General features: G+C 36.3%; 14 protein-coding genes. 3 read left to right on the top strand and 11 right to left on the bottom strand.

Annotated features, from left to right (window positions below; all coding sequences use genetic code 11):
- Positions 1–52: 52 nt before the first annotated feature.
- Together selB and selA are read right to left on the bottom strand one after the other, a co-directional pair.
- A complete protein-coding gene (gene selB / locus CDOM16189_RS05615) occupies positions 53–1,876 on the bottom strand; it encodes a selenocysteine-specific translation elongation factor (protein ID WP_169975552.1) in 1,824 nt (607 codons plus the stop codon).
- On the bottom strand, positions 1,869–3,206 hold the full coding sequence (gene selA, locus CDOM16189_RS05610) for an L-seryl-tRNA(Sec) selenium transferase (RefSeq protein WP_169975550.1): 1,338 nt from the start codon (positions 3,204–3,206) through the stop codon (positions 1,869–1,871). Before selA ends, selB begins: the two co-directional genes overlap by 8 nt.
- Before the next feature lie 156 nt (positions 3,207–3,362).
- Here selA and CDOM16189_RS05605 point away from each other — a divergent pair, with 156 nt between their 5' ends.
- Together CDOM16189_RS05605 and CDOM16189_RS05600 are read left to right on the top strand one after the other, a co-directional pair.
- Positions 3,363–5,033 (top strand): 4Fe-4S dicluster domain-containing protein, encoded by a 1,671-nt coding sequence (locus CDOM16189_RS05605; RefSeq protein WP_169975677.1) that lies wholly within the window; start codon positions 3,363–3,365, stop codon positions 5,031–5,033.
- Entirely contained in the window at positions 5,026–5,739 is a 714-nt protein-coding gene (locus CDOM16189_RS05600) for a TorD/DmsD family molecular chaperone (RefSeq protein ID WP_169975548.1), read from the top strand. The genes CDOM16189_RS05605 and CDOM16189_RS05600 overlap by 8 nt, the downstream gene beginning before the upstream one ends.
- Before the next feature lie 16 nt (positions 5,740–5,755).
- Here the strand turns inward: CDOM16189_RS05600 and CDOM16189_RS05595 are convergent, their stop codons facing one another.
- The 6 genes from CDOM16189_RS05595 to gltX are packed head-to-tail and all read right to left on the bottom strand — an operon-like array spanning position 5,756 to position 10,640.
- Entirely contained in the window at positions 5,756–6,439 is a 684-nt protein-coding gene (locus tag CDOM16189_RS05595; protein ID WP_169975546.1) for an MqnA/MqnD/SBP family protein, read from the bottom strand.
- 48 nt (positions 6,440–6,487) lie between these two features.
- A complete protein-coding gene (locus tag CDOM16189_RS05590) occupies positions 6,488–7,015 on the bottom strand; it encodes an NAD(P)H-dependent oxidoreductase (protein ID WP_169975544.1) in 528 nt (175 codons plus the stop codon).
- A 36-nt stretch (positions 7,016–7,051) separates the two neighbouring features.
- A complete protein-coding gene (locus CDOM16189_RS05585) occupies positions 7,052–7,369 on the bottom strand; it encodes a putative periplasmic lipoprotein (RefSeq protein WP_169975542.1) in 318 nt (105 codons plus the stop codon).
- A gap of 13 nt (positions 7,370–7,382) precedes the next feature.
- The gene (upp, locus tag CDOM16189_RS05580; protein WP_170000832.1) at positions 7,383–8,009 is read right to left on the bottom strand and encodes a uracil phosphoribosyltransferase; all 627 of its coding nucleotides are present in this window, start codon (positions 8,007–8,009) and stop codon (positions 7,383–7,385) included.
- 1 nt (position 8,010) lies between these two features.
- The gene (locus CDOM16189_RS05575) at positions 8,011–9,264 is read right to left on the bottom strand and encodes a malic enzyme-like NAD(P)-binding protein (protein WP_170000831.1); all 1,254 of its coding nucleotides are present in this window, start codon (positions 9,262–9,264) and stop codon (positions 8,011–8,013) included.
- A 2-nt stretch (positions 9,265–9,266) separates the two neighbouring features.
- Positions 9,267–10,640 (bottom strand): glutamate--tRNA ligase, encoded by a 1,374-nt coding sequence (gene gltX / locus CDOM16189_RS05570; RefSeq protein WP_170000830.1) that lies wholly within the window; start codon positions 10,638–10,640, stop codon positions 9,267–9,269.
- An 82-nt stretch (positions 10,641–10,722) separates the two neighbouring features.
- Between gltX and CDOM16189_RS05565 the strand changes: the two genes are divergently transcribed.
- Positions 10,723–11,553 carry a peptidylprolyl isomerase gene (locus CDOM16189_RS05565; protein WP_170000829.1) on the top strand — a complete coding sequence of 277 codons (831 nt, stop codon included), beginning with the start codon at positions 10,723–10,725 and terminating at the stop codon, positions 11,551–11,553.
- Positions 11,554–11,580: 27 nt separating this feature from the next.
- Here CDOM16189_RS05565 and CDOM16189_RS05560 read toward each other — a convergent pair whose 3' ends face one another.
- From CDOM16189_RS05560 to accB, 3 genes are all read right to left on the bottom strand, one after another.
- The gene (locus CDOM16189_RS05560) at positions 11,581–12,348 is read right to left on the bottom strand and encodes an SDR family NAD(P)-dependent oxidoreductase (protein ID WP_169975532.1); all 768 of its coding nucleotides are present in this window, start codon (positions 12,346–12,348) and stop codon (positions 11,581–11,583) included.
- A gap of 105 nt (positions 12,349–12,453) precedes the next feature.
- Positions 12,454–13,785 carry an acetyl-CoA carboxylase biotin carboxylase subunit gene (locus CDOM16189_RS05555; RefSeq protein ID WP_169975530.1) on the bottom strand — a complete coding sequence of 444 codons (1,332 nt, stop codon included), beginning with the start codon at positions 13,783–13,785 and terminating at the stop codon, positions 12,454–12,456.
- Complete coding sequence (accB, locus tag CDOM16189_RS05550) at positions 13,785–14,234, bottom strand: acetyl-CoA carboxylase biotin carboxyl carrier protein (protein WP_169975528.1); 450 nt, start codon at positions 14,232–14,234, stop codon at positions 13,785–13,787. The genes CDOM16189_RS05555 and accB overlap by 1 nt, the downstream gene beginning before the upstream one ends.
- Positions 14,235–14,269: the final 35 nt, after the last annotated feature.

Raw genomic sequence — 14,269 nt, 5'->3', positions numbered from 1 at the left:
TTCTTGTTAAAATTTCGAGGATTATAATAATTTTTTTTAAACGGATATGCAATCACTTTTTGATAACTCTATCGTTACCCTTTTTAATAATATCCGGCATAGTATCTAAATATTCAAGATAGGCTATTACATATTTTCTGCTCAAATTTAGATGTTCTTTTGCATTTATCACATTTACAAAACCCTCTTTTTTGATGATCTCTCTTAGTCTTTTGCAAGCCTCGTTTAAAGCTTTTGTAGTTACAAAAAGATTGTGCGCCAGCCTTACCACTCGGCTTATTCCGGTTAGTTTTTTAAGCGCATTATCTCCTGTGATCCTATCTATCTCAAGCTCATCATAGATATTATAAGGTGCATCTGGAGCCAAATTTGCACTCTCTAAAATTTTATAAATTCTCTCCTCTATCTTTACCTTTAGTTCCGTTATATCAATGCCTATCTTTGTATATACGCCATCATTTTGAGCTATCAGATTCGCACTTTTTAGCTCATCTATAGCCCTTTGGCACAGCTCCTCGCTTGCCCAATTTAGCTTTAAAGCCACTGATGTAGCTGAAAATATCGCATATTGATTTTTTTCTATCATAAATTTTATTACTGCTTTTACCCTATCTATGGCACTTAAATCATAGATGTTTAGAGCGTTTTCATCTACGTATGAATTTGGAATTTGCCTTGCTACTTTTAAAGCCTCTTCATGATTAAGACCGAATCTTTGATACGAAGATATGATACCAAAGCCATTTTTATGCGAATTTTTAAGTATATTAAATGCGTTTACAAAGTCCTTTTTGAGCAAGAAATTTAAAAACTCGATTTTCAATTGTTTTTTAAGCGGTTCGTTTATCGGATTTAAGACCCTTCCGCCGCCTATCACACGAGAATTGGCTATCAAAACAAAAGGTTCATCAAATTTTAAAAACATATCCTTATCAAATTTAAATGTCACGAAATAGTTATCGTTTTTCTGAGTTAAAATCAGCACTTTAGCACTAATTGATCTAGCTCCCACGCAAAAAGTAACGCTTTCATTATGTATTAAATTTTTTGCAATTACTATACAATCAGCTTCTTTAAAGCCTCTAAAAAATCCCTTTTTACTTAGCAACTGACCCTTTTTAAGCTCGCTTAGTTCAATTCCGGTTAAATTTAATGCCACACGGTTGCTTTGATGAGCCATATCTACGAAACGATCGTGGATCTGAACGCTTCTAACCTGCACCTCTTTGTTTGCACCGTAGTTAAATAACCTCTCGTTTTTCCTAACACTTCCTTCTATCACGGTTCCGGTTACGACATTTCCGATACCCTTTACACTAAATACCCTATCTATGTAGTAGCGAAAAACACCATCTTCGCTAAGTTTTTTGGCTTGTAAAGTAAAAAGATAGTTTCTAAGCTCGTCAATACTGGATTTATCTTTTATACTGACTCTAAAAATTTCTAAAATTTCAAGATTTTGATAGCTTTTTATAGCCTCTCTTATCTCATTCTCTCTTTGGTCTAAAAGCTCTTTAGAAACCAAATCACTCTTTGTTATCGCGACTATCAAAGACTTTACGCTAAGTAAATTTAAAATTTGTAAATGCTCTAAGCTTTGAGGCATAAGTCCGTCATCCGCCGCTACAACAAATAAACATGCATCAAATCCATATGCGCCACTTATCATGGTTTTAACCAAGCTTTCATGACCAGGCACATCGATAAAAGCGATATTTGAATCGCCTCTGCTTAAATTTGAGAAGCTAAGATCTATCGTGATGCCACGCTTCTTCTCCTCTTCAAGTCCATCTCCTTCAAAGCCGTTTAGCTCCTTTATAAGGGCTGTCTTACCATGATCTATATGCCCGGCTGTTCCTATTATCAAGCTATTCATTCGCTTCTCCTATCTCGTTTATTACTTTTATGAGCTCCTTTAAATCACTATCCAAAACACTTCTTAAATCAAGTAAAAATTCTCCATTTTCGATGCGACCGATCACATTTTTCTCTCTAAATTTCAATTCATTTAAATTTGCATCACCACCTAAAGCTAAAGCCACGCTAGGAATAGCCTTATTTGGCATAGTTCCTCCGCCTACAAAGGTCTTAGTGTCTACTACTTTTAGCTGGGATTTTAAATTTGAGTTGATTTTATTTGCCAACTCTTTAAGCTCGTCAATACTTTTATAAAGATGTTTTAAAGTGGTTACAAGCTCAAATTCACGGTTTATATACGCCTTTACACTCTCGCTTAAAATCGAAATTATAACCTTATCTACGCGAAGCATGCGTAAAAGTTGGTTTTTCTTAAGCTTTTCTATCAGATCTTTTTTGCCTAAAATTATTCCGCACTGCACAGAGCCAAATAGCTTATCCCCACTAAAGCTAACAAGCGAGACTCCATTTTTAGCCAGGCTTGCCAAACTAATCTCTCCATGCTCAAGCCCATAAGGCAAACTACCTATATATCCGCTTCCAAGATCGTAATAATCCAATATCTCATGTTTTTTAGCCAAATTTGAAAGCTCGCTCATATCTACTTCTTCGCTAAAACCTACAATATCAAAATTTGAGCGATGCACTTTTAAAATCATTTTGGAATTTTCACTAATAGCACTCTTATAATCATCTATATTTGTTTTGTTAGTAGTGCCTATTTCTTTTAAAATTGCTCCTGAATTTAACATCACTTCAGGTACTCTAAAACTGCCTCCGATTTCGACCAGTTCACCTCTACTGATAATGGCTTCGCCGTTTTTTGCAAAGGTATTTAGCACCAAAAATACAGCACTTGCGTTATTATTTACTACAATAGCATCTTCAAAACCAAATAAATTTGCCAAAAGTGATCCGACATAGTCATAACGATTAGATCTAGCACCTTTATCAAGGCTATATTCTAAATTTGAATATGAGCAGATAATATCTTTGGCTCTATTTAAAATTTCTTGGTCTATAACGCTTCTTCCAAGGTTTGTATGCACTATGACACCGGTTGCATTTATCACTTTTTGAAGTGATGATCTTTGAAATTTTTCATATCTTTTTAGGATATTTTTTATAATTTTTTCAAATTCGGCGCATGGTTTGCCAAGTGAAATTTGAGCTCTTTGAAACTCTATCTCATCTCTTGCAAACTCGGTTACAAAAGACGAAATTTTATCTTTAAACTCTGGACATTTTAATATCTTATCAATCTGCGGAAGTTTCTTAAATTTGCTCATAAAGCACTCTCCAAGTAATTTTGTTTTACTGCACAAATTGTATCATAAACTAAAACAATCTTTAGCTTTAATATAAAAAATAGATTAAAAAATTCAGTACCTATTAATGGCATAAATAATAAAATGCAGTAGTTTTTGATAATGGGAGAACAAAAAATGAAAGAATTTGGCTTTTATAACGATTTTGACGATACCATTATGCTAAATGAGCAGATTGATATCTCAAAAGAGGGCGAATACCTTGTGTCAAATTCGCCAAAACTAAAGGCAAATATAGTAGCTAACGAGATAAATTTTTACTTAAAAAATAGCGAAGATAGCGTGCTTGATAAGGCTAAAAATACGCTTTTACTATATGAGGCCAGAGCAAATGCATTTGATCTGGCAAGAGATGTGGATCATGAAAAAACCGTCGGTAAAAACGTAGTATTAGTAAGCAACATAGGACGTGAAAATTTAGCTAATCTACTTAAAGAAAACGGATTTAAAGTTATTGAGCTTACTCACTTTGAAGTAAAATTTTTATATGGTGCAGCTGGCGAACTAAGCGTCATAGTGCTTCGCGCAAACGATGAATTCGAGATAGATTGCGACTTTTTACTCGTTGAAAACGCAAGAGATTATATGTTAAAACAGAGTGGCTGTTATGAAATAGCTAATATGAGCGATGAGGATGCTTTAAATTTACTAAACGAAAAAAGTCCAAGTTTTAAATACAAAACCCATATAAGCTATGACTCCACAATCTGTCAATACCATGAGCGCAGACAAGAAATTTGCGGCAGATGTGCAGAAGTATGCCCTACGGTAGCGATACTAAAAGAAGATGAGACAAAACACCTTGTATTCTCTCATATAGACTGTTTGGGCTGTGGGGGATGTATTAGCGTATGCCCTAGCGGAGCGCTTGATTATTCGCATATGCCTAGAAATTCGTTTGTAGATACCGCAAAGATGTACAAAGGTAAAATTCCGCTTATAATTCCAAAGAAAATGAATTTAGAAAAATTAAGTCTAAAGCTACCTCAAAATGTGCTTCCATTTGCAATAGAGGGAGAAAAATGGCTTCATGAATCTCACTTTATGACTCTTTTGCAAGAGAGTGGCTCTAGCGTGATCTTTTATACGGACTTTGCAAGTAAAGGCACAAAAGATGCAATCTTAATCGTCAATCAAATTTATAACATCAAATTTAACCGCCAGGCAATTGAGGTAGCGATGAATGAAAGCGAACTAAAAGATGCTTTACAAAGAGCCTCTTTAATAGATGGCTCGCAGCATTCAATGAGTGAATACGCTATGCCTAAGCGCGAAATTTTCGCAAAACGCTTAGAGTGGTTTGTCGGAGACGAAAACCTAGGAGTAGTAAAAACTGGAGAAAATATCAGCTACGGAACAGTAGAGATAAACCGCGACAGCTGTACTCTATGCCTAAGCTGTGTCGGAGCGTGTAACGTAAGCGCCTTAGTAGCAGATAGTAAAACAAACTCGATAATGTTTAACCCAAGCATCTGCACCAACTGCGGATATTGCGAGTTAAGTTGTGCGGAGGAAGATACGATAGTATTAAAACGAGGTCAAATAGAACTTAAGCCTGAATACTTCGTATACAACGAACTTGCAAAAGATGAATTGTTCGCATGTATAGAGTGTGGCAAAGAATTTGCAACCAAAAAGGCTGTCGAAAAAATCGCTGCGATTATGTCGCCTAAATTTGCAAACGATCCGGTTAAGCTAAAAACTCTATATTGCTGCTCCGATTGCAAGGCAAAAGTAATGGTAAAAGCACAAATCGAAGCTATGCACAAGGATATATTAAATGGATAAAAATATAACAAAAGCGCGCGCATACCTTTATGAATTTTTATCGTTTCCTTTATTTTTTCATGAAAATGATGAGAAATTTAAAATATGGAAGAGTCAACTTGAGTATTTAGCGCAAAATCCATTAACACAAGAGATGGATCAGGCGTTTAAAAATTTACAAGCATTTGATTTTGATGCTTTTTTAAAAGAACAAAACGAGGTTTTATTTGATCTCGCCTACTCAAACATACCTCTTAACGCCTCATTTTACGAGGACGGAAGAGATGATGGAGCGGCCAGGCTTAGAACTATAGAGTGCCTGAAACTCAGTCCTTATCGCCGCAATAGTGAGATTTGCAAAGATAGTGAAGATTTTATTGGATTTGTATTTCTCATTATGGCTACATTTTTAAACGACGAGATTAACGGCGCAAACAACATTAGCGAAAAACTATTTAAAGAGGTTGTAAATAACTTTGCAGATGAGTTTGCTTCACTTTTGCAAAAGCATAAAAGTGCAAATTTTTTCAACTCTTACGCTAAGCTAGTGGAGATTTTAATACAAATCGATAGAGTTTTATTGGCAGTTGAAGCGCCTGTTAAACCCGAAGGCGATAGTGTTGCCGTAGCATCTATGAAAAAAGAGCCGTTCCAAAGCAAGATGCCGACAGCAAAAACAAAGCTTAGATGGGAAGAGTTTACTCCTGTTATTCAAGATGAGGCTTAAGCAGTTTATCTCAAATTTAAGCGATTTGGCGCTTAAATTTGAGTAATCTAGCCTCTTTAGAAAATATTTTAAGTGCTTTTTGCTCTTTTTTATCTATCTTGTAGCTTATAAATTTCAAATACCATCTGATATCTTCGCCTTTAACGCCTCTGCTATCAGCATACTGCTTTAATATATAGTTTGGTATTTTGATGTTTTGTTTTAGAAAATTTCGAGATAAGTTTTTATAGAGTTGATAATCTTTTGTGCAAGAAAATCGACCAAAAACAAATGGTAAATTTGTGCGCTCTTTCCACTCTTGAGCCAAATCGTAAAATTTATCTCTACCTTCATTAAGATATGCTTTTAACGCTCTATCTCCTATAATAATTTCGCCTTTTATATCTAAAATTTTAGCCAACAAATTTGATGAAGCAGAAGCGGGATCAGACTTTGAAATAGAGTTTTTACGAACTAATACGCTTTTTACCTCGTCTTTTGCAACAATTCCAAAATTTAGCTTTTTATATCGCTTTTTAAAGCTCTCCACGCTAGAAACCACGGCAGCATCTATACGGCGTGCACGCAAGTCTTTATTTAGCTTACTTGGAACACCCTTTTTAAACTCAATTGTTTTTTTAGAGTAACTTGTTAAAGTGTAGCGTTTTAAAAATATATGAAAAGGAAGTAAGTTAAGATAATCTATCTTGCCAAATATCAAAAAGACTTCCTTAAATTTAAGTGGCTAAGAAGCTCTGACATATCAAATTTACTTGCCTTTAAGTAGTTCAATATATCTTTGAGAGCAATTTGTAATGTCATCGTCATTCATACGATAAACTCCACCACTTACAAATATGCCCTTAAAATTCATGCCACAATAGCCTGCAGTTATCTTAATAGGAATTAAAATTTCATCCAAACTAAACTTTATTTTGCCCTCTTTTGAATATTCAGACTCGGAACTTCCAAGACTAACAGCTACGTAAAAATCTTTATTTTTAAGCTTGTCTCCGGTGCTTCCATAAGCCCAGCCATAAGTAAAAACTTCATCCATATATGCTTTTAGCATAGCAGGGACATTTAACCAAAACATCGGAAATTGAAATACTATTTTATCGGCACTTTCAAGGATCTTTTGCTCGGCCATCACATCAATTTTGCTTGCATCATGCCCATAAAGCTCTTCTAGATGCCTTGCTTCTACATTATTAATGCTTTTGGCTACTTCAAAAAGAGCCTTATTTATCCTAGAATTTTTATAATACGGATGCGACATAATCACAACGGTTTTCATATCTATTCCTATAAATTTATTTTAGTCCCAAATAGATTATTTAGGCTCTTCTAAGACGATCATCTCTCCTTCTTCGCTTTGGAAAAGAGCGAAGCTCCCCTTTATATGGACACTAATTTTACTATTTTTTAACAATATCCCTGTAGCGCTTTTTTGCCTTTTTAAACTATATGATCTATCATCACTATCTATCATAGAGGCGGTCTGCCAACCATCATCGCTAGTTACTTTCATAGCATAGAGCATACTTGAATACTCTTTTGTTTCCGCATTTTTTGAGATTTTTGGCTCGGAAGTTGTTGCACAACCAAACATAAAAAAGGCCAAGAGCAAACAGGTAAAATATTTTTTCATTTTATAATTTCCTTTATAGTGTATTAAAAACTCTATCGCCCGCATCGCCAAGACCAGGGACTATATAGTTTTTCTCATTAAGCTTCTCATCTATTGCCGCCGTATAAACCTCTATTTCTGGATAAATTTCGCTAAATCTCTTTAGACCCTCAGGAGCTGCGATAATAGATATAAATTTGATATTTTTTACTCCGTTTTGTTTTAGAAATTTAACCGCATCTATCGCAGTTCCACCGGTAGCAAACATAGGATCAATTATAATAGCGGTTCTATTTGTGGCATCTTGAGGGAGTTTGGCATAAAAAAACTCGGCTTCGGCTGTCTTTTCGTTTCTTTGAAAGCCCAAAAATCCCACACTAGCATCCGGAATTATCTTAAATACGCTATCAAGCATACCAAGAGCCGCCCTTAAAATAGGGCATATCATAATTTTAGTAGCTAGTTTTTTAGCTGTAGTATTTGCAACCGGAGTTGCTACAGTTACATCGCGCAACTTTAGATCTCTGGTCGCTTCAAAAATCATCAAATAGCTTATCTCGTCAACTAGCATTCTAAACTGAAAAGGCTCTGTGCTTTTATCCCTTAAAATCGCCAATTTGTGCTCTATTAAGGGATGAGAAATCAATTTGATGTTTTTCATATTAAAAGCCTTTTTCAAGTGTTTCTATATAGGCTTTTATGTCAAAATCTTTTACTCTAGCCACTCCATCTTCTACCGCAGCTTGCGCTACTGCCGGAGCTACAGCTGTAAGCACGCGTTTGTCAAAAGGCTTTGGTATGATATAGTCTTTACCAAATTTTAGCTCATCTACTCCAAAAGCCTTGCAAACCTCAGCAGGCACAGGCTCTTTAGCTAATTTCGCAAGAGCTTTTGCTGCAGCCATTTTCATATTTTCTGTTATCTTTTTGGCTCTGACATCAAGCGCTCCACGGAAAATAAAAGGAAAGCCAAGTACATTATTTACTTGGTTTGGATAATCGCTTCTACCAGTTCCCATCATCACATCATCTCTTACCTCTTTAACCTCTTCAGGGAAGATTTCAGGCGTAGGATTTGCAAGTGCGAAGATTATAGGTTCAGGATTCATTGTTTTTACCATCTCTTTAGTTAAAACTCCTGGCTTACTAAGCCCTAAAAACATATCAGCGCCCTTCATAGCATCGCCTAGAGTTCTATCGGTCGTATTTACAGCAAATTCTAATTTTTCGGTCGTTAAATCATCTCTTTCGTCATGAAGCACACCCTTACTATCAACCATAACTATATTTTTAGCACCAAGCAGCCTATACATTCTGGCGCATGCTATACCGGCGGCTCCTGAACCGCTTACCACGATCTTTATCTTTGTTATATCTTTACCTGAAATTTCAATCGCATTAATAAGCCCTGCACTAGTTATCATGGCTGTTCCGTGCTGATCATCATGCATTACAGGGATATCTACAGCTTCTTGAAGTTTTCTTTCTATTTCAAAGCATTTAGGGGCTTTGATATCTTCTAAATTGATACCACCGAAAGTAGGGGCTATAGCTTTACAAATTTCAACTATCTTCTCAGGATCTTTCTCGTCTATCTCGATATCAAAAGCATCTACGTTTGCAAATTTTTTAAACAAAACAGACTTGCCTTCCATTACTGGTTTGCCAGCTACCGCTCCGATATCGCCTAGTCCTAAAACAGCTGTACCATCAGTAATAACAGCAACTAAATTGGCCTTATTTGTGTATTTATACGCAAGTTCGTTATCTTTACTTATCTCTTTGCAAGGCTCTGCAACACCCGGTGTATAGGCCTTAGATAGATCCTCTGCTGTCGCGCAAGGAGTCTTTACCTTTATCTCTATCTTTCCACCTATATGATAATCAAGCGATTCTTCTTTTGTTACGTGCGCCATTTTTATTCCTTTATTATGTTTTTTATTCTATTTTTAACCTCATCGCTTCCAAGCACTTCAAGCACTTCAAAAATCGATGGTGATACGCTTGAACCAGTTAAACTGACTCTTAGCGCTTGAGCTAGATCTTTTAGCTTAATTCCATTTGCTTCAAGAAATTTATTAGTAAGCTCTTCATATCCCTTGGCATCCAAATTTTCATTTAAAATTTCACCAAATTTAGCCAAAATTTTCAAGCTTGTTTCGTTAATAAATTTAGCATAAGCTTTCTCATCATAAACCTTAGGAGTATTTATTATCACTCTTGCACTATCGCTCATCTCAACCAAAGTTTTCGAGCGTTCACGAAGCGAGTTTAAAAGCACTTCGCCCTTTGGTATGGATTTAAAATCAATCCCAAATTCCATCATCTCTTTTGCAAGTCTATCATAAGGCAAGGTCTTGATATAATGGGCATTTAGCCAGTCCAGTTTTTGAGCATTATATGTACTTGAGCTCTTGTTTATATCATGCGGATCAAAATATTTTAACATATCCTCCATGCTAAAAATTTCATCATCGCCGTGGCTCCATCCAAGACGCACAAGGAAATTTAAAAGCGCTTCAGGCAGATAGCCCATACGTTTATACTCCATTACATCAGTTGCTCCGTGACGTTTGCTTAGTTTTTTGCCGTCTTCGCCGTTTATCATAGCCACATGAAAGAATTTTGGTTTCTCAAATCCAAGCGCATCGTATAAAACTATCTGTTTTGGAGTATTAGATAGATGATCATCGCCTCTTATTACATGAGTTACACCCATTAAAGCATCATCGACAACAACGGTAAAATTATAAGTAGGAGTGCCGTCACTTCTAGCTATTATAAAATCATCCAATATATCTTCAACTCTAAATTTCACTTCGCCCTTTATACCGTCATCTATCAAAATTTCGCCGTCAAGCGGAGCTTTGATACGTATTACAGGATCTATGCCCTCAGGTGGAGTGCCTGTAAAATCACGATATCTATTATCATACTTAGGTCTTTCTTTTCTTGCTTCTTGCTGAGCTCGTAGCTCGTCAAGCTCACTCTTGCTCATATAACATTTATAAGCATGCCCTGAGTCTAGAAGCTTTTGCACGAAAGCCTTATATACGTCAAATCTTTTGGATTGGTAGGTAACTTCACCATCGTGATCTAAGTTGCACCAATCAAACGCTTCCTTGATCGCGATTGTAGCCTCTTGCGAGTTTCTTTTTAAATCGGTATCTTCTATGCGGAGTAAAAATTTGCCGCCATTTTTTCTAGCATACAAATAACTATAAAGCGCTGTTCTAAGCCCTCCGATATGCAGGTATCCCGTAGGCGAGGGGGCAAATCTTGTAACTATCATAATTTTGCCTTATCTAACTTAAATATTAAAATGTTATAATGCCAGCAATTATATTTATTTTAGACTTAAACAAAGGTTTCATATGTCAAAAAAGATCTTTTTTGTAGCTTTTTTATTGAGCTTAAATTTTGCCTTCGCCCAGATGGTAAATGGCATTGCGGCAGTAGTTGAAAACGAGCCTATAACCCTTCATGAGCTATATAAAACTTCACAAATTCTAAAAACGGACGAGAGAAATGCTTTAAATTTCCTGATTAAGGACAGGCTTGAAAAAGCTCAGATAAAAGCACTTAAAATAGAAGCAAACGACTTTGAAATTAGTGAAAAAATAAAAAAAATCGCTCAAGAAAGCGGGCTAAACGTATCGCAACTAAGAAATACCATAATCTCGCAAGGAGTGGATTATGCGAAATTTAAAGAAGACGTAGCAAAAGGAATAAAGCAAGAAAAGCTCTATCAAAATATATTTAAAGATGCCAGAATTAACGTTACTCCGGAGGCTGCAAAGGCCTATTTTGAGCAAAACCCGCAGATGTTTTTACAATTTAACCAGATAAAAATGACTAGATACATAGCTCAAAGCAGAGACTCTTTAGAGATGATACAAGCATCTCCTATGAGCATGCGCCAAGATGTAAATACAGAGAATTTGGAACTAAAAAGTGAACAATTACCGCCTCAGCTAAGAGCTGTTTTAAATAGAACTCCAAACGGTTCTTTTACTCAAATTTTCCAAACTCCTAGCGGATTTGAGATGTTTTTAGTAAATTTAAAATCAGGCGAAGTTCTACCAAATTTTCAAGATATTCAAAACGAGGTCATGTCAACTATCTATAATTTTGAACAAGACCGCGTAGTGACCGAATATTTTAATAAGCTAAGAGCAAAAGCGGATATAAAATATCTAAGATAATAAGTAAGCGCTTATCACGCTTACTTATTAGGAGATATTAACCTTTGTTACGTGAACAAAAATAGGGTCTCTTAATACAAAATCAAAGCTCTTTCTATCTACCCAACCCACACACTTTTCGCTATCATATAACCTTAGTAAAAATTCCGCCATCTGCTCGCTTGTGTGATAGTTTTTGTAATTTTTAGCATAATCGTACTCATCAGCATCTATGGCAACTTGCTTAAATTCGCTCTGTGTCGTTGCGGGAGCTAAAATTTTAGCACTCATTTTTGCATTATTTGACTTAAGCTGTCTATAAAGCGCTTCAGTAAATGCACTTACATAAAATTTAGTCGCACAATATACCCCAAAGCTATCAACCATACTATATCCGCAAGCAGAGGATACGTTTATAAGCTGAGTGCCATCAACGTTTTGATAATCTCTCACAAAAAGAGTTGAAAATATACTCAAAGCTTTTATATTTAGATCAAGCATCTGCTCCATTTTTTCTAAATTTTGGCTTCCTATAGCCGCGCTATCACCAAATCCGGCATTATTTATCCATGTTTTTATCTGATAAATTTTTAGCTCATCATAAATTTTATAGACATTTTCTATCTTTGAAAGATCACAAATTTTAATGATTATATCAACCATAGGAGCAAATTTTAAAATCTCGTTTCTTAAGCTCTCTAGTCTTTGAGCTCTCCTGGCTATCAAAATCAAATTTTCGCCACGCCTAGCAAAAGCCTTTGCCGCTTCAAGCCCTATACCAGAACTTGCACCAGTAATAAGAGTGTATTTTTTCATAAATTCTCCTCTAAATTTTTATATAAATTTAGCCTAAATTTTATAAATTGAGCTGAAATGCAGATAAGAAGCTTATTTTGGCAGAGATAAAACCCTGCCAAAATTTTAATGTCTTGATAAGTAGTTTGTGTCGTAGTTATTATTTATAAAGTCTTTATTTTCCATCATTGCTAGATGAAAATCGCGAGTCGTCTTTATGCCTTGTATAACAAGCTGTTCAAGCGCAACTCTCATCTTATGAATCGCCTTATTTCTATCCTCGTCCCACACAATCAGCTTACCTATCATGCTATCATAGAAAGGAGGTATAGAGTAATCTTGGTAGATATGGCTATCCATGCGCACATTTCGTCCGCCCGGGCAGACATATTTTGTTATTTTTCCTGGGCAAGGAGTGAAACTGTTTGGATCTTCGGCAGTGATTCTGCACTCTATAGAGTGTCCTTTTAGCTTTATACTGTCCTGACTTGGCAAAACACCACCTTCGGCAACCCTTATCATAAGCTCTATAATATCTATTCCACTTACCATTTCGCTAACGCAGTGTTCGACTTGAAGGCGCGTATTCATCTCGATGAAATAAAAATTCAGATCCTTATCCACTAAAAATTCAAATGTTCCAGCACCCTCATAGCCTATCGCTTTAGCTGCTCTGATGGCTGTCTCATGAAGTCTAGAGCGAGTATCATCGTCAAGCAATATAGCTGGACTCTCTTCGATCAATTTTTGATGTCTACGCTGCATAGAGCAGTCTCTCTCACCTATGTGAATTACGTTTCCATGGCTATCGCCTACTACTTGAACCTCGATATGGCGCGGATTTAAGATATATTTTTCCATATACATTGTCCCGTCGCCAAAGGCACTCATAGCTTCGCTCTCGGCAGACCAAAACGCCTTTTCTATATCCTCTTCTTTTTCTACCACACGCATACCGCGTCCGCCACCACCTGCGGCAGCTTTTAAAATAACAGGATAGCCGATTTTTTTAGCAAGCTCTTTAGCCGCTTTTACATCAGCTACGGCTCCGTCAGAACCAGGTATTACAGGCACACCCGCTCTTTGCATCATCTGCTTTGCCTTGCTTTTATCACTCATTAGAGCCATAGCCTCTACACTAGGGCCTATAAATTTAAGGTTATGATGAGAGCAAATTTCAACGAAATTTTGATTTTCACTCAAAAAACCATATCCAGGAAATATTGCATCAGCTTCGCTTATCTCGGCTGCGGAAATAATAGCGGGAATATTTAGATAGCTATCACTTGATCTGGGATTTCCTATACAAATAGCAGCATCAGCGTATTTGACGTAAAGTGCATCTCTGTCAGCAGTGGAGTAAACGACGATCGCCTCTTTGCCCATCTCTTTGATTGTTCGCAAGGCTCTTAACGCTATTTCGCCGCGGTTTGCGATTAAAACTCTTTTGATCTCCATTAAATTTTCTCCACTCCAAATAAAGACATTCCAAATTCTACAGGTTGTCCATCAGATACTAGAGCCTCTGTGATAACACAATCAAATTCCGCTTCAATCTCGTTCATGATTTTCATAGCTTCAATAATGCCTATAACTTCGCCTCTTCTTACTTTTTGCCCCACTTTCACAAAAGGCGCCGCACCCGGGCTTGGGGCCATATAAAACGTTCCTACCATAGGCGATTTTATACTCTCTTTAGCACTTGATGTTTGCTTCACTTCCGAGCTTACGACGACATTAACAGGAGTAGGGGCTGGGGCTGGGGCTGGGGCTGTCGGTTTAGGAAGCTCACAACAATCGGCAAATTTTTCAAGTTCGATCTCAAAATCACCATCTTTTATCTTGATCTTATTCATATCCATTTCGTTGAAAAATTCGATCAACTCTTTGATGTCATCTTTTTTCATAAACTTCTCCTATAAATTTTTAAATAGCAGTTTAT

This window comes from Campylobacter sp. RM16189, assembly GCF_012978815.1.
Classification (GTDB): Bacteria; Campylobacterota; Campylobacteria; order Campylobacterales; family Campylobacteraceae; genus Campylobacter_A.
Note: the sequence above shows the minus strand (reverse complement) of the source record. Positions and strands in the feature narration are given on the sequence as shown.